We start from the raw sequence: 16000 nt of genomic DNA, 5'->3' as shown, positions 1-16000 counted from the left end.
ATTTGTGACATAAGCTGCAGACGAAATTCCGCGGCGGGTCTTGCCGCGTCTAGTCGGGACGAGGATGAGCGTGGATTCGCAAGCAATCTCTCTGGTCCGGTCGAGCTTCAAATCCGTCGCTGCGGTAGAAGATGGTCCGGAACGGCTCGCCCGTACCTTCTATTCGATCCTGTTCGCTCGATCGCCCGAAACGCGGGAGTTCTTTCCGGCGGCGATGGATGTGCAGCGGGACCGGCTTGTCGGCGCTATCGCTCACGTCGTCGAACGCCTCGACGAGTCCGACGCGATACTCGAGTACCTCGCGCAGCTCGGCCGCGATCACCGCAAGTACGGCGTCACCGACGAGCATTACACGGCAGTCGGCAATGCCCTGATCGAAGCACTCGAGACTTTCGGTGGCGCCGAAATGTGGACAGACGAGGTCGACAGCGCATGGCGCAACGCGCTCGCGATCATCTCGGCAGCGATGATGGACGCCGCCAACGCGGAGGACGGCCCGCCCGCCTGGAGTGCCACCGTCATCGAATGCCGCCCGGTCATCAAGGGCGTCGCCGTCGTCAGGCTGCAACTCGACCAGACTATGCAATACCGCGCCGGTCAGTACGTCAGCGTGCAGGTCGCCGCGAGGCCGCGGATGTGGCGCTACCTCTCACCGGCCACGCCGTACGACGGGACTGGAGTCCTCGAGTTCCACGTTCGTCAGGTCACCGGCGGGTGGGTCAGCCCGGTCATGGTGAACCAAACCGCTGTCGGTGACACCTGGGTGGTCGGTTCGCCCATCGGCGCCCTGGGGATTCCGGAGAACTCCAAGGACCTTTTGATGATCGCGTCGGGAACAGGTGTCGCGCCTCTTCGCGCTCAGATCCTCGAACTGATCCGACGCGGCAACACTCGCAAGGTCCAACTGTTCTACTCCGGACAGCATCCGTGCGATCTCTACGACCTTCCTCATCTGTGGAAGCTGGCCGAGAAGCACCCGTGGCTCACGATCATCCCGGTCTCGGAAGAAGACGAGAATCCGTGGTGGCACACCGAACCGGAACCGCTGCCGCCGATCGGCATGGCAAGGCGCATCGTCGGCAAGGTCGGTAAGGTCGTGACCTCGTTCGGGGACTGGGCGGGCTACGACATCCAGGTCGTCGGCAGTGAATCCATGGTCAACAGCACCAAATTCAGGCTTCGCGCGGTGGGCATCGACGTCGACACCGTTCGCAATGATCCGACGTACTGACCGTCAGTACGGATCGAACTGAATGACCTCGGCCGGCGTTCCGGCCTCGATCAATCGATCACGCGTCGATCGAACCATGGCCGCTGATCCGCACACCAAGACCTGATGTTCGGTGAACGCACCGTACGACGCGACGACGTCGGCGAGCGTGCCTTCGATGAGATGGTCGTCGCCGAATCCGATGTCGACGTTCAAACGGTCGAACCACCCGTCGGGCGGGCCGCCGTCGGAGAGATCTTCGACGACGGGAATGGGCTGCAACCACGGAAACTGATCGGCGAGCAGCCACAACATGTCCGCTGCGTAAAGATCGCGAAGCGTTCGGCCACCGAAGAAGAGGTACACCTGCGGCGGGTTCGGGGTCTGAGCCAGATCGAGAATGATCGACCGGAGTGGGGCCAAGCCGGTTCCGCCCGCGACCATGATGACGGTGGGGCCGTTCTCGTCGACGGACAGGTTGCCGCGCGGGTCGAGGATCTGCCAGACGTCACCGGGCTGGGTGTCCTTGACTATCGAACCGCTGACCCAACCGCCGGGAACCGTCTTGACGTGAAACTCCAACTTCCCGTCGTGTGAGGGAGGCAGTGCGGGGGAGAGTCGACGGAGCAACCGCGAATTCTGCGGGACGCTGACGTCGACGTACTGGCCGGGTCGGAACGGGACGACGTCGCCGACAAGACGAACAACCGCCAGATCCTCACGGAGACGGTGATGTTCGACGACTGTGCTCGACCAGGTTCGCTGGGCCATGAAAGTTCTCCTGTAGTCAGTAGAGCGGGTCGTGCCGGATCTGGTCGAGCGGAGTTCCGCCGGCACGCAAGGCGTAGACGGTGGTCTTGATCATCGACGGTGACCCCGAGATCTGCACCTGACGGTCGGCCCACGAGCCGAACTGCGAGACCACTTTTCCGATCGGTCCGATCAGTCGGCTGTGCATTCCGAAGGGTGGCTCCAGCACCGGTCCGTTGTGCCACCAAGGGTTTTCGGGTTCTTCGGAAACCGGTACGACGGTCAACCACGGATTACTGAGTGAGATGTGCCAGAGCGTTTCGAGGTCGTAGAGGTCGCACGGATACCGGCCGCCGACGAACAGGTGCACGCGCGGATTGTGCGCACGTTGGGACATTTCCATCACCTGTGCCCGCAGTGGGGCGATGCCGGTGCCGGATCCGATCATGAGAACGTCACGGTCGCTGGTGAAGTCGACCTCGAGACCGCCGAGGGGAGTGGACATGACCCAGCGGTCACCGACGTTGGTCTCGCTGACGATCGCGGGGCTGACCCATCCTCCCGACACCTTGCGGATGTGGAACTCGAGCTGACCGAAAGGGTTGGTCGGAATCGCCGGTGAGTAGTACCGCCACATTTTCGGACGCTGCGGAATCTGAACGCCGACGTACTGTCCCGCCCCGTACGGAATGGGTGGGTCGGCTTCGAGGCGCACTATCGCCAGATCGTCGAGGACTCGTTCGTGGCTGACCACGGTTGCGCCCCAGAGTGCCGGGGTCGTATCGGACTCGGCGCCGTCGGCCATCGTGCTCACGACGAGGTCGGTGAACTGAGACCAGGCGTCCTCCAGTTCCTGCGTCCACTTGTAGCGACTGTGCGCGCTGGTTCCGTACATCGACCGAACTGCGCGCTCGAGTGCAACACCGGCAGCCTCGTAGTGCTCACGCTCGACGCCGTAGCGGCGATGATCGCGGCCGAGTTGGGTGAGGAACTTCCGGATCCGACGATGCTGGGGAAGGTTCTTGACGACGAACTCGATCGCTCTGAAGAAACGGTGCCCCTGCGATTCCATCCCGGCAGGGAACAATGAGCGGTACAGAGGATGTTCCGCGAAGAGGCCGGTGTAGAACACTGCCGAGAAGTGCGCACGGCTCTCTTCGTCGTCGGTCAGAGAATCGAGGCTGGTTTGCAGACGGGCGATCACTGTCGGATCCAATCCATCCCCCTTTCGCACCAGCTGCAACTCTCGCCACAATTCTAGTACGGCTGAAAATGTGACCTACGAAACCAACTCGGCCTGGCGAAAACAAACTTGAGCGGAATAGACTCAAGTTTGTCCGCGTTGAGCATATTGACACAGTCGCAATACCAACCGGTCGCGGCTCTTCCCGTTCGACTTCGCCAGAAAGGTGACAAGTGGACTCGTTCACACCAACAACCAAGACCCAGGCTGCGATGACGGCTGCACTGCAGTCGGCGTCGTCGGCGGGTAATCCCGATATCCGGCCTGCCCATCTGCTGGTCGCATTGCTCGACCAGACCGACGGCATCGCTGCCCCACTACTCAAAGCTGTAGGCGTCGACCCCACGGTCGTACACCGTGAAGCACAGGCAATCGTCGATCGCCTGCCCAAGACAACCGGCGCAAGCTCCACCCCGCAACTCGGGCGTGAGGCACTCGCGGCACTCACTGCTGCTCAGCACCTCGCCACCGAGATGGACGACGAATACGTCTCCACCGAGCACGTCCTCTACGGACTGGCCGGCGGCGACTCCGACGTCGCGCAGTTGCTCGTACGTCATGGCGCTACCCAGGACGCATTGCGTGAAGCCTTCACCACCGTCCGCGGCAGCGCTCGCGTCACCAGCCCGGAGCCCGAAGGCACCTACCAAGCGCTGGAAAAGTACTCCACCGACCTCACCGAAGCTGCACGTAGCGGCAAGCTCGACCCGGTGATCGGTCGCGACACCGAGATTCGCCGTGTCGTGCAGGTGCTCTCGCGTCGTACCAAGAACAACCCGGTACTCATCGGTGAGCCCGGCGTCGGCAAGACCGCGATCGTGGAGGGCCTTGCCCAACGCATCGTCGCGGGTGACGTCCCGGAATCGCTTCGAGGCAAGACCGTCGTGTCCCTGGACCTCGGGTCCATGGTCGCCGGTGCCAAGTTCCGCGGTGAATTCGAGGAACGCCTCAAGGCAGTTCTCGACGACATCAAGAACAGTGCCGGACAGGTCATCACCTTCATCGACGAGTTGCACACCATCGTCGGCGCCGGAGCCACCGGTGAATCCGCGATGGACGCAGGCAACATGATCAAGCCGATGCTCGCCCGCGGTGAGCTGCGACTGGTCGGTGCCACCACGCTCGAGGAGTACCGCAAGTACATCGAGAAGGACGCAGCACTCGAGCGTCGTTTCCAGCAGGTGCTCGTCGGTGAGCCCTCGGTCGAGGACACCATCGGCATCCTGCGCGGTCTCAAGGAGCGCTACGAGGTGCACCACGGCGTACGCATCACCGACTCCGCGTTGGTGGCTGCTGCCGCGCTGTCGGACCGGTACATCACCTCGCGGTTCCTGCCGGACAAGGCCATCGACCTCGTGGACGAAGCCGCATCGCGACTTCGTATGGAGATCGACTCGCGACCCGTCGAGATCGACGAGGTGGAACGCACTGTTCGCCGACTCGAAATCGAAGAAGTGGCACTCGAGAAGGAAACCGACGACGCGTCCAAGGCTCGGCTCGAGAAGCTGCGTCAGGAACTCGCCGACGACCGCGAAAAGCTCAATCAGCTCAGCACCCGCTGGCAGAACGAAAAGCAGGCCATCGACTCGGTGCGCGTGCTGAAGGAACAGCTCGAAACCCTGCGAGGAGAGTCCGAGCGCGCTGAGCGTGACGGCGATCTGGGCAAGGCAGCCGAGTTGCGCTACGGCCGCATCCCGGCGCTGGAGAAGGAACTGGAAGAGGCAGCAGTCGCTTCCGGAGCCGCCTCCGACGGTGACGTGATGCTCAAGGAAGAGGTCGGGCCGGACGACGTCGCAGACGTGGTCGCAGCCTGGACCGGCATTCCGGCCGGCCGGATGATGGAAGGCGAGACCGAGAAACTGCTCCGCATGGAGTCCGAACTCGGCAAGCGCGTCGTCGGCCAGACCGACGCCGTCGTCGCCGTCTCGGATGCGGTTCGCCGCGCCCGAGCAGGTGTCGCCGACCCCAATCGGCCCACCGGTTCCTTCCTGTTCCTCGGCCCGACCGGCGTCGGTAAGACGGAGCTCGCCAAAGCCTTGGCGGACTTCCTCTTCGACGACGAGCGCGCGATGATCCGTATCGACATGAGCGAATACGGTGAGAAGCACTCGGTGGCCCGACTCGTCGGTGCCCCTCCGGGCTACGTCGGTTACGAAGCCGGCGGCCAGCTCACCGAAGCAGTTCGGCGACGCCCGTACTCGGTGGTCCTCTTCGACGAGGTCGAGAAGGCACACCCCGACGTGTTCGACGTCCTGCTTGCAGTGCTCGACGAAGGCCGTCTCACCGACGGTCAAGGCCGCACGGTGGACTTCCGCAACACCATCCTGATCCTGACCTCCAACCTGGGATCCGGTGGCACGCGGGAGCAGGTCATGGACGCGGTACGCCACGCGTTCAAGCCCGAGTTCATCAACCGTCTCGACGACGTGGTCGTCTTCGACTCGCTCTCCGAAGAGCAGTTGGAGCACATCGTGGACATCCAGCTCGAGCAGCTGCAGAAGCGTCTGGCTGCGCGTCGTCTCACCCTCGAGGTGAACGGTGCTGCCCGGATGTGGCTCGCGGTGCGCGGCTACGACCCGCTGTACGGCGCTCGGCCATTGCGTCGACTCGTTCAGCAGTCGATCGGCGACCAGCTCGCCAAGCTGCTCCTGGCCGGCAAGGTCCAGGACGGCGACACCGTGCACGTCGGTGTCAGCGAGGACGCGGATCAGTTGGTTCTCTCCTGATTCGGTAAGCGGAATGCCCCGTCGATCCACTTGGATCGGCGGGGCATTCGCATTTTGTTCTACCCTGGATGGCTGGATGCTCGAACCGGGGATGTCTGCACCCGCGCCTCTCCGAACGACTTCGACGCTCTTTCGTCCCAACCGAAGGTGAGCCAGGCATGACCGATCAGAACGATCCGCGTAACTCGGGTGGGCCGCGCCGTGAGGATCCCGAGGCCACCGAGGTCTGGGGGCGTACACCCGACCAGCCGACAGAGCAGTACGGGACGGTGTCCGGCCAGAATCCGAACCAGCCGACGGAGTACTTCGGTCAGCAGCCGGGGGCGGGGCAGTTTCCGGGAGCGCAGCAGTATCCCTACGGTGGCCCGGATCAGAACACGGAGTACTTGGGGCAGCAGGGGCAGCAGCCGAATCCCACGCAGGCCTTCCCCGCCTACAACCCGCAGTTCGATCCGCAGGCCCCGCCGCCGGGTGCGACGCAGGCCTATCCGCCGTACACGGCCCAGCAGTACGGGAACCCGGATCAGTACGGGAATACACAGCAGTACGGAAATACACAGCAGTATCCGGTTGCCGGTGGTGGCGGGGGAGTTCCGCCGGAACAGCCGTTCATCGAAGACGGGTCGTCGGGCGGCGGCAAGAAGCGCAAGCTCGCGACGTGGGTGGCTGCCGGTGTGGTCGGGATCCTGGTCGCCGTGATCGCGATCGTCGCGTTCTCGGCGTTCGGTTCGAACGACAAGGGAACCCAGACCGCTTTCGTTCCGCCGACCACTACGACGCAGGCGCCGACCACCACACCGCCGAAGGCCAGCACCACGGCGCCGACTCCGACGACGGATTCCCCGCTCAGCCAGCTCCCGGGCGGGCTCGGCGAAGTCATCGGCGACGCCGGGGGAGCCGTCGGCACCGTCAAGTCGAACGACGGCGGCACGTTGGTCATCGATTCGATCGGTGGATCGCAGGTGACGGTTCTGACCACAGCCGACACCACCCTCATCGCGCTCAACCGCGCCACGATCGCCGATCTGCAACCAGGAGACAACATCGTCGTCGACGGAACTCCGGTGGAGAACGGCACGATGACCGCCAACACGATTCTGAGTACGTCGTTGCCGAAGTTCGGCAACTGAGTCGTTCACGACACATCAGGCGAGTCCACCAGGGTGTCGCGGGAGGTTGAGGCCGCGAGTCGCTACCCTGGAGGGTGATGACTGGAATGTGGTTCGGACTGGCAGCAATTGCACTCGCAGGCGCGGGTGCGCTCCTGTACGTCGACAGGACGAGGCGAGATCAATCCGGGCGAGTGCGTCAGATCTGGGCCAAGGCGCAGGGATACACGTACACGGCCACTGACGATCAGCTCGCAGGCGAATGGCATCGCGCGGTCATGGCGAAGCAGGACTACCTGACTGCCACCGACGTCGTCCGCGGCCGTCGTCGCGGAGAGCAGTTCGTGCTGTTCGACCTGGAAGAGACCGCAACCATCGTGGCCGTTCGCCGCGAGATCGGGTCGGACGTCGACATCGATCTTCGGTTGAAATCGACGGCTCCGCCCAAGGACGGCGACCTGAACCTGCTGGGTGCGATCGGTTCACGAGTCGTGTTCGCGACCGATCTCGAGATCGCACGTCGTGTCTGTGATCAGCGCATGGTGGCGTTCACCGAATCGGTTCCGCCGTCGATCAGCATGCTGTGGAGCGAAGGGCAGTGGACGCTGGGTTCGCTTCCGGTGACCAGTAACGGCCGGGATTGGGACGCTGCAATCGAGTCGGTTGCGCGCCTGTCCGGCATTCTGCATGTCCTGCCTCCCGTCACCGATCCCAACGAACTCGAGGTCGATCACGATCCGAGCCGCCCGCGGCCGGGCGCCGAGAAGTCTCGCCCAACTCCGGATCCGGTAGAACAGCCCCGTTCGCGTCAAGAGCAGCCGCCCCGTGAAGCTCCGCCGCGTGAATTTGCCCCGCGTGAGTCCGCACCGCGTGAGCCTGCACCGCGGGAATCTGCGCCACGTCCGGATCAATCGCTGCGCAAGCCCGAGGCGGCTGACAAGCCGGCTCAGCGTCCGGCGTCCCAGCGCTCGGGCACAATTCGCCCGGTCGACTGACCTTTAAGGTTCCCGTCCAGCCGCGATAACCACTAGCGTGGCCGGTATGTCGACTTCCCACTCGGATCGCCCTGTGCGTCCCGTTGCCCTGGTGACCGGACCTACCTCTGGTCTCGGCGCCGGTTTCGCCAAGAAATACGCCTCCCTCGGATACGACCTGGTTCTCGTCGCACGTGACGAGGTCAGATTGCACGACCTCGCGTCCGAGTTGAAGACGATGTTCGGCACCGAGTCGGAGATTCTGGTTGCCGATCTCGCATCGGAGGCTGGACGCGACACCGTCGCGCTTCGTCTGGAGAAGGGCGTCGAGGTGTTGGTGAACAACGCCGGATTCGGTACCTCCGGCGAGTTCTGGACTGCAGATCCGGCGCTTCTTCAATCTCAACTCGACGTCAACGTCACCGCCGTGATGCGGCTGACCCGCGCGGCGCTGCCCAGCATGATCGCGTCGGCGCACGGAACGATTGTCAATGTGGCGAGCGTCGCGGGCCTGCTGTCCGGGCGGGGTTCGACGTATTCGGCAAGCAAGGCCTATGTCATCTCGTTCACCGAAGGGCTTTCCGGCGGGTTGGCCGGGACGGGAGTGCGCGTTCAGGCGCTGTGCCCGGGCTTCATCCGCACCGAATTCCACGAGCGTGCGGGCATCGAGATGTCCACGATCCCCAAGCCGATGTGGTTGAGCGTCGACCAGGTGGTTGCGGCGTCGATGAAGGATCTCGGTGACGACAAGGTCATCAGCATTCCGGGAATTCAGTACAAGGTCCTCACGACGGCTGGGCGTCTGGTTCCCAAGGGGCTGGTTCGCCGGTTGACCAACATCGTTGGACGAGGCCGCGGGCGAACGTAGTCCAGAGGCAGTAGCCGAACGTAGCCCAGAGGCAGAAGCCGAGCATAAGCCGGTGGTCGGTAGGCTGAGCACTCATGAGCGATCGTGAGGATTTGGCTGCGCTGGTGCGCGAATTGGCTGTTGTACACGGAAAGGTGACGCTGTCTTCGGGCAAGGAAGCCGACTACTACGTCGACCTTCGCCGCGCGACACTTCACCACAAGGCGGCGCCGCTGATCGGCTCGCTGCTGCGTGAACTGGTCGCGGACTGGGATTTCGACGCCGTCGGAGGTTTGACGATGGGCGCCGATCCGGTTGCGATGGCGGTGATGCACGCTCCCGGACGCCCGATCGACGCGTTTGTCGTTCGCAAGGCTGCGAAGGCTCATGGGATGCAGCGTCAGATCGAGGGCCCGGACATCGTGGGCAAGCGTGTCCTGGTTGTCGAGGACACGACCACGACGGGCAATTCTCCGTTGACAGCAGTGAAGGCTCTGCGCGAGGCAGGGGCCACAGTGGTCGGAGTCGCTACCGTCGTCGATCGCGCGACGGGTGCGGACGCGATTATCGGTGCCGAGGGCGTCGAGTACCGATCGCTGCTGGGCCTGGAAGATCTGAACCTGAGCTGACGCCCCGTGAGTGGTTAAGGGGTCCCTGCACTCCTCAACCACTCACAGGGGTCAGTCGCCGACGGTGACGGCGAGTGCTTCGTCGACGCTGTGCGGCGCGGGATCGTGGTCGTCGACGTGTGCGAGGACCTTGCGTCCGCTCGACAGGACGAACACGGCAGCTAGGGTGAGCACCGCGCCGACCCAGAACGGCATGTGGACGTTGGACTCGCCGAGCTTGCCGGCTACCCACGGAGCTGCGGCGCCGCCGACGAATCGGACGAAGCTGTAAGCAGCCGAGGCGGTCGACCGTTCCACGGGAGCCGAGATCATGACGGTTTCGGTGATGAGTGTGTTGTTCACGCCGAGGAACAACCCGGCGAGGACGACACCCACGATCAAGACGATCTTGTTCTCGGTGAAGAGCGCCATCATGCCGAGGTCGAGTGCGAACAGTGTCAGCGCCAGCATCATCATCGGTAGTGTGCCGAAGCGTCGTTGCAGTCGAGGGGCGAGGAAGACCGACGAGATCGCCAGCATCAGGCCCCATCCGAAGAAGATGAATCCGATCGGGTACGCCCCCATGTCGAGGGGGAACGGTGTGTACGCGAGCAGCGTGAAGAATCCGTAGTTGTAGAGCAGCGCGGTGATGGCAACGGTGAGTAGCCCGCGGTGTCGCAGCGCCTGGAACGGTGCAGCGATGGATGTGTGGTGTTCGGGCTTGGGTGCGCTCGGAAGCATCACGACGATGAGAATGAAAGCAACCGCCATCAGGGCTGCGACGCCGAAGAACGGTGCGCGCCAGCTGATGTCACCGAGAACGCCGCCGACCAGCGGTCCGACCGCGATACCGATGCCCAGTGCAGCCTCGTAGAGGATGATTGCCCGTGCGACGCCGCCGCTGGCCGCGCCGACGATGGCCGCCAGTGCCGTTGCGATGAAGAGTGCATTGCCCAGTCCCCAGCCGGCACGGAATCCGACGATCTGGCCGATGGTGCTGGAAGCGCCTGCCAGAGAGGCGAACACGATGATGATGGCAAGGCCTACAAGAAGCGTTTTCTTGGCGCCGATGCGGCTGGACACCACACCGGTGATGAGCATGGCCACGCCGGTGACGAGCATGTAGCTGGTGAACAGGAGCGAAACCTGCGACGGTGTGGCGTCGAGTTGTTCGCCGATCGGCTTGAGGATCGGATCGACCAATCCGATGCCCATGAAGGCGATGACGCTGGCAAAGGCTACCGCCCACACCGCTTTCGGTTGTTTCAGGAGGCTCGGCGGAGCCTCGTTCTGGTGCGTTGATGTCGCGGTCGTGTTGCTCACGGCCACCTCCTTTTTCAGTGGTGGGTATTTCAGCTGGGGTCGGAAGTCTTGATGATGGACCGCAATTCGGCCAATCCGTCGGCCAGTTTCTTGATCTGCTCGGGCCCGAGTTCGACGAAGTGGGGGACTAGAGCGTCGGCGATCTCGTTTCGGCCGTCGTTCAGAATCTTTCGACCCTTCTCGGTCATGGCGACGCGCACTGCGCGGGCGTCCTCCGGGTCGGCGCGGCGTTCGACGTAACCGTTCTCGCCGAGTTTGCGCAGTAGGGCAGTGGCAGAGGGCTGCGAGCTTCTGTCGAGTCGAGCGAAATCGCTGATCCGCATTTCGCCGTATTCCTCGAGGAGCGAGAGCGCGCGCAGCCAGGCGCGTGGGTACTGATCGGACGCGAAAGAACCTGCCAGCTTCGCGAAGCGGTGCGTGTTGCTCACGAGGTCGACGAGTAGTTCGTGCAGTTGCTGCTCTTCATCTGTCACGAAAAATATTATTGCATAGGGTAACTATGTAAATCAACGAGTCCGTAAAAGGTGGTCCGTCACACTTGTGGTGACCAGTGCCGCGATGTCGAGGCCTGGTGCAACGAGCGCGAGGCTTCGATTTGCCGCCAGCACTGCGATGCCGTGGGTTCCGGTCCAGATGTTCACCGCAGAAGTGGTGGGATCGGACGCGTCGGCCTCTTCGGTCAAGGCTTGCAGGGCGGCGAAGAGCGGGAGTGACGACTCTCGGAGGTTGCTGCCGGCGGCTTCGAGGAGGTCGTGGCGAAATATCAACTCGAACATCGCCGACCGCTCCTGGGCGAATGACACGTATTCGATTGCTGCCGAGATCAATCGGCTACGAGCGGGTTGTTTGCCGACAAGTGCCGGTTGGAGTCTTTCGGTGAGATCGCGCAGGCCGTGTGAGGCAATTGCGGCAAGCAGGCTGTTGTGGGTCGGAAAGTATCTCCGCGGGGCGCCGTGCGACACGCCCGCCCGACGCGCGATCTCCCGTAGCGTCAGTTCTGTGGCGCCGTCGGCATCGAGAATCTCGACGCCGGTGGCGACGAGTGTTTCGCGAAGGCTGCTGACAGTCATGGAAGACAGTGTCTATTATTCTGGACGTAGACACTGTCTACTAGACGGAAAAGGTGATGCCCTGTGCTCTATTGGCTGTTCAAATACGTTCTGATCGGCCCGGTCCTCTGGCTGTTCGGGCGGCCGACGATCGAGGGGCAGCACCACATCCCCAAGAAAGGGCCGGTGATTCTCGCCGGAAACCATCGGGCAGTCGTCGACTCGTTCTTCCTGGTCCTCATGGTGCGCCGGCGCATCACCTTCGTCGCGAAGAGTGAATATTTCACGGGGACCGGTGTGAAGGGCGCGATGCAGCGCTGGTTCTTCGGTGGGGCGGGTCAGGTGCCGATCGACCGTAGTGGCGCCGATGCCTCCCGTGCGGCATTGGACACGGCCATCGGAATTCTCGACAAAGGCGGCGTCTGGGGGATCTATCCCGAGGGAACGCGATCGCCCGACGGATGCCTGTACAAGGGAAAGACCGGAGCGATTCGTGTCGCCTTGGAAACCGGGGCGCCGGTCATTCCCGTCGTCGTGCACGGCGGCGACGCAGTCAACCCGCCGGGTACGCGGATGTGGCGCTTCAGCAAGGTCCGGATCACGGTAGGGGAGCCGATCGACTTCTCTCGGTACCGCGAACTTCGTGGCTACCAGGCCGTCGTGCGCGCGGCGACGGACGAATTGATGTCAGTGCTCTGTGACCAGTCGGGGCAGGAATACGTCGATGTCTACGGCGCGGACGTCAAATCCGGCGATGCTGCCTGAGTGACCCAGTACGGTCGCTGTTGGACGTGTAACCAACAGGAGGATTGTGATGGCGGGCAAGTGGGGCATCGAGCACGCAGTTTTTGCGGCGGCGACGGCAGCGACGGTGGTCGGGGCAGTGGTCGGTAACGAGCGGGTTCAGCAGATCGCGAAGCCGCTGATTGCACCTGCCTTGGCGGCCCGAGTGCTGCGCAAGCGCTCGGAGACGGAAACAGCCGATACCGCACTGCTTCTCGCCGGCCTCGCCGCTGCGACCGTCGGCGACGTGTTCATGATCGACCCGGACAACGATGCTCGTCTGATCAAGGGCGCGTCCTCGTTCGCGGTGATGCAGGCCAGTTACTCGGCTCTTCTCCTGCGCCGCGGGGCACGGCCGACCCGTGCTGCCCTCAAACCCCGCATCAGCGGTTGGTCGACGGCGTCCGGTCTGCTCCGTGCCAAGGCACCGAGCGTGTCGACGCCGCTCACCGGATACGGATTGATGTTGGGAACCACCTCGACGTTGTCGGCGGACCCCGCTCTGGCACCGCAGTCCAAGGCCGTGCTCGACGTTGTCGTCCCGAACAAGGATCGACGCTCCTGGCTCGGATTGGGCGGAGTGCTCTTCACCGCGTCCGACGGGCTGATCGTGGTGCGTCGACTGTTCATCCGCGGGACCGCCGGCCGCGCCGCTGCCGAGGGTGTGATCCTGGCGTCGTACGCGGGAGCGCAACTGATGCTGGTGGAGGGCATGTTGGCGCTGGGACGCAAGAAGAGCGTCTAGTTTTTCACGGGCACAGCATGATTCGGTCTCGGTTCTTCGGGTCCACCATGACGGTGACCGTGGATCCGGGAGTGATCTTGTCTTTGAACTCGGGTCGGATCTCGTACTCGATCCGGCCCGAGTACGAATCGGAACCTGGAACCGTGAGGCGGAGTGCGAGCTTGGCCAACTCGCCGTCGACGGTTCGGCGCAGGGGTGTGACCTTGTCGATTCGTGCCCACCCTTCGAGGCCGTGCTTTTCGAGCTTGCGCTCGGCGCGGGTCGGGCGATTGGCCCAGGCCATTCCGAATCCGAGTACCGAGCCGAAAGCGGCGAGTAGCCCGCCGATCTGATAGGGCAGAGTGCCAGGTGGGGTGTGCTCGACCAGCCATCCGAGCCACACCGCGAGCACGATCAGATATCCCACCGCGATGAAACATACGGTGTGTACGACGCGACGGTGATTCATCAGATTTCCTCCATATCCAGGATAGCCTGACCGGATGAGCGAACCGAACGTCTTCATCACCGGTGCTGCGGCTGGAATCGGGCGGGAGACGTCGCTGTTGTTCGCGCGCAACGGATACCGCGTCGGCGCGTTCGACATCGACGACGCCGGCCTTGCCTCCTTGAAGGCCGAGATCGACGGTTTCGGTGGCAGCGTCGTGACGGGTGTCCTGGATGTCACCGATCCGGCCGGATGGGCGCAGTGTCTGGCCGATTTTGCCGGGGAGTCCGGGCGTCTGGACATCCTGATCAACAATGCGGGCGTGCTCTCCTCGGGACGGTTCGAGGATATTTCTCTTGCGGCGCATCGCCGAATGGTCGACATCAACATCATCGGCACCCTCAACGGCACGCACACGGCTTTCCCGTACCTCCGCGATACCGTCGGCGCTCAGGTGGTCAATCTGTGCTCCGCTTCGGCGATCTACGGCCAGCCCGAACTGGCGACGTACGGTGCAACCAAGTTCGCGATCCGCGGCCTGACCGAGGCGCTCGATCTGGAATGGGCACATCACGACATCCGTGTTCTCGCGCTCTGGCCGTTGTTCGTCCAGACCGCGATGGTCGCTGGAATGGACACCGGAGCCACCAGATCGTTGGGTATCAAGCTGACTGCCACCGACGTCGCGAAGGAACTGTGGGCGGCCACACGCGGCGCCGGACGCGTACACAAGGTTCACTACCCGGTCGGAACTCAGGCAAAGCTCTTTCTCAGTGCGTCGCGGTTCTCGCCCGCGTGGCTCTCACGGCTGATGAACAAGCGCGTCACCAGCACTTAGTCGACCACACGATAGAGTGCACTGTCGGCTGTTGCTGGGCCAAGATGACGTGTGTGGAGGTAGTCGGGTGGTTCGTGTTCGGGTGGGGTTCGTCTTGTTGGGCGTCGGGTCGGCGCTCGTGCTCGCAGGGTGCGGCGGGGAGGCGGATTCAGCGCCGACCGTAGCGGCGCAGCCAAGTTCGACCACCACTACCGCAGTGCCGACGACAACCACCACCGTCGCGCCCGTCGTCCCCACGACCACCGAACCACCGACCACGACGCTGCCACCGACGACGACGCTCACGGACGTGCAGTTCGAGCGCAACGAGTCGTACTACTTCACCACTCCCGACGGGAACTTCCAGTGCGGCATCATCAAGTTGCCCACCAGAATCGAAGCCGGGTGCGAGGGAACGACCACTCCGGTTCCGCCGCGGCCGGAGAGCTGCATGGTCAACTGGGGCAACGGTATTCGCGTCACCGACGAGGGTGAGGGTGCTTTCATGTGTTCGGGCGGAGAGGTGTACACCTCGGGCGGTCCCGACGCCGATCCGGTGTTGGCGGCCGGTCAACCGCTGAGCAAACTGGGTTTCACCTGTACGACCACCGCGACAGACGTCTCGTGTGTCAACGATCAGACCACGCACGGCTTCACGGTGGCTGCAGATTCCAACGAGGTGTACTGATGACCGAAGTCGCAGCCGACGACGTCTCCGGTGGGGCCGGTGAACCGGGACCCACCGAGTGGGGCGAGAACCCCAACGGCGTCGGGCCGTGGGCCGAGGAGCACGACACGGAACCGCCGACAGACGAGCGCTACGACCCCGTACTCCTCGCCGAGGGTGATCGTCGAAACGTCTTGGACGAGTACCGGTACTGGACGCGGGAAGCGATAGTCGAGGACATCGACTCGCGCCGTCACACGATGCATGTCGCCATCGAGAACTTCGCGCACGACGCCAATATCGGCACGGTGGTCCGCACGGCAAACGCGTTTGCTGCGGCCGCGGTCCACATCGTGGGGCGTCGGCGCTGGAATCGGCGGGGCGCCATGGTGACCGATCGATACCAACACATCGTTCACCACGCCGACATCAGCGAGCTCGTCGAGTACGCCCGTGAGAATTCACTCACGATCGTGGCCGTCGACAACACCCCGGGGTCGGTGCCGCTGGAAACGGCAAGCCTGCCGCGAGAGTGCATCCTGCTGTTCGGTCAAGAAGGGCCCGGAGTGACCGATCATGCGAAAGAGGTTGCGTCCATGACGGTCTCGATCGCACAATTCGGGTCGACTCGCAGCATCAACGCCGGTGTCGCGGCCGGCATTGCGATGCACGCGTGGGTACGTGAGCATGCCGATCTCGCCGATTCCCGCTGATCTCGCTCG

17 protein-coding genes are annotated in these 16000 nt (G+C 63.5%); 11 read left to right on the top strand and 6 right to left on the bottom strand.

What is annotated here, in order from left to right; translation table 11 throughout:
* Positions 1 to 70 precede the first annotated feature (70 nt).
* Positions 71 to 1231, top strand: coding sequence for a globin domain-containing protein (locus H351_RS25070; RefSeq protein ID WP_029254742.1), 1161 nt, complete (start codon positions 71 to 73; stop codon positions 1229 to 1231).
* A 3-nt stretch (positions 1232 to 1234) separates the two neighbouring features.
* Here H351_RS25070 and H351_RS25065 read toward each other — a convergent pair whose 3' ends face one another.
* Positions 1235 to 1981 carry an FAD-binding oxidoreductase gene (locus tag H351_RS25065; RefSeq protein WP_003944435.1) on the bottom strand — a complete coding sequence of 249 codons (747 nt, stop codon included), beginning with the start codon at positions 1979 to 1981 and terminating at the stop codon, positions 1235 to 1237.
* Positions 1982 to 1997: 16 nt separating this feature from the next.
* Positions 1998 to 3194: an FAD-binding oxidoreductase gene (locus H351_RS25060; RefSeq protein WP_051636575.1), complete on the bottom strand. Its 1197-nt coding sequence runs from the start codon at positions 3192 to 3194 to the stop codon at positions 1998 to 2000.
* A gap of 182 nt (positions 3195 to 3376) precedes the next feature.
* On the opposite strand from H351_RS25060, the gene clpB reads away from it, so the two are divergent.
* The 5 genes from clpB to pyrE all read left to right on the top strand — a co-directional run bounded on the left by clpB (position 3377) and on the right by pyrE (position 9488).
* Positions 3377 to 5929, top strand: coding sequence for an ATP-dependent chaperone ClpB (gene clpB / locus H351_RS25055; protein ID WP_020906630.1), 2553 nt, complete (start codon positions 3377 to 3379; stop codon positions 5927 to 5929).
* 158 nt (positions 5930 to 6087) lie between these two features.
* The gene (locus tag H351_RS25050; RefSeq protein ID WP_029254744.1) at positions 6088 to 7059 is read left to right on the top strand and encodes a hypothetical protein; all 972 of its coding nucleotides are present in this window, start codon (positions 6088 to 6090) and stop codon (positions 7057 to 7059) included.
* Between the two features lie 86 nt (positions 7060 to 7145).
* Positions 7146 to 8033, top strand: coding sequence for a type III secretion system chaperone family protein (locus H351_RS25045; RefSeq protein WP_020968800.1), 888 nt, complete (start codon positions 7146 to 7148; stop codon positions 8031 to 8033).
* Positions 8034 to 8079: 46 nt separating this feature from the next.
* Complete coding sequence (locus H351_RS25040) at positions 8080 to 8880, top strand: SDR family NAD(P)-dependent oxidoreductase (RefSeq protein WP_029254745.1); 801 nt, start codon at positions 8080 to 8082, stop codon at positions 8878 to 8880.
* Between the two features lie 74 nt (positions 8881 to 8954).
* Entirely contained in the window at positions 8955 to 9488 is a 534-nt protein-coding gene (gene pyrE / locus H351_RS25035; RefSeq protein ID WP_019749433.1) for an orotate phosphoribosyltransferase, read from the top strand.
* Between the two features lie 51 nt (positions 9489 to 9539).
* Here pyrE and H351_RS25030 read toward each other — a convergent pair whose 3' ends face one another.
* The 3 genes from H351_RS25030 to H351_RS25020 are packed head-to-tail and all read right to left on the bottom strand — an operon-like array spanning position 9540 to position 11860.
* Positions 9540 to 10796 carry an MFS transporter gene (locus tag H351_RS25030; RefSeq protein ID WP_020906634.1) on the bottom strand — a complete coding sequence of 419 codons (1257 nt, stop codon included), beginning with the start codon at positions 10794 to 10796 and terminating at the stop codon, positions 9540 to 9542.
* Positions 10797 to 10819: 23 nt separating this feature from the next.
* Positions 10820 to 11263 carry a MarR family winged helix-turn-helix transcriptional regulator gene (locus H351_RS25025; protein WP_020906635.1) on the bottom strand — a complete coding sequence of 148 codons (444 nt, stop codon included), beginning with the start codon at positions 11261 to 11263 and terminating at the stop codon, positions 10820 to 10822.
* 33 nt (positions 11264 to 11296) lie between these two features.
* Complete coding sequence (locus tag H351_RS25020) at positions 11297 to 11860, bottom strand: TetR/AcrR family transcriptional regulator (protein ID WP_029254746.1); 564 nt, start codon at positions 11858 to 11860, stop codon at positions 11297 to 11299.
* Positions 11861 to 11923: 63 nt separating this feature from the next.
* On the opposite strand from H351_RS25020, the gene H351_RS25015 reads away from it, so the two are divergent.
* Positions 11924 to 12604, top strand: a complete 681-nt coding sequence (locus tag H351_RS25015; protein WP_019749437.1) for a lysophospholipid acyltransferase family protein — start codon at positions 11924 to 11926, stop codon at positions 12602 to 12604.
* Positions 12605 to 12653: 49 nt separating this feature from the next.
* Complete coding sequence (locus tag H351_RS25010) at positions 12654 to 13367, top strand: lysoplasmalogenase (protein ID WP_021343244.1); 714 nt, start codon at positions 12654 to 12656, stop codon at positions 13365 to 13367.
* 4 nt (positions 13368 to 13371) lie between these two features.
* Here H351_RS25010 and H351_RS25005 read toward each other — a convergent pair whose 3' ends face one another.
* A complete protein-coding gene (locus H351_RS25005; protein ID WP_020906637.1) occupies positions 13372 to 13815 on the bottom strand; it encodes a hypothetical protein in 444 nt (147 codons plus the stop codon).
* A 34-nt stretch (positions 13816 to 13849) separates the two neighbouring features.
* Between H351_RS25005 and H351_RS25000 the strand changes: the two genes are divergently transcribed.
* The 3 genes from H351_RS25000 (at position 13850) to H351_RS24990 (ending at position 15991) form a co-directional block, all read left to right on the top strand.
* On the top strand, positions 13850 to 14632 hold the full coding sequence (locus H351_RS25000; RefSeq protein WP_029254747.1) for an SDR family oxidoreductase: 783 nt from the start codon (positions 13850 to 13852) through the stop codon (positions 14630 to 14632).
* Positions 14633 to 14699: 67 nt separating this feature from the next.
* Entirely contained in the window at positions 14700 to 15299 is a 600-nt protein-coding gene (locus H351_RS24995; RefSeq protein WP_020968805.1) for a DUF6636 domain-containing protein, read from the top strand.
* Positions 15299 to 15991 (top strand): TrmH family RNA methyltransferase, encoded by a 693-nt coding sequence (locus H351_RS24990; RefSeq protein ID WP_019749442.1) that lies wholly within the window; start codon positions 15299 to 15301, stop codon positions 15989 to 15991. Before H351_RS24995 ends, H351_RS24990 begins: the two co-directional genes overlap by 1 nt.
* Positions 15992 to 16000: the final 9 nt, after the last annotated feature.

The organism is Rhodococcus erythropolis R138 (genome assembly GCF_000696675.2).
GTDB classification, from domain to species: Bacteria; Actinomycetota; Actinomycetes; order Mycobacteriales; family Mycobacteriaceae; genus Rhodococcus_F; species Rhodococcus_F erythropolis.
Note: the sequence above shows the minus strand (reverse complement) of the source record. Positions and strands in the feature narration are given on the sequence as shown.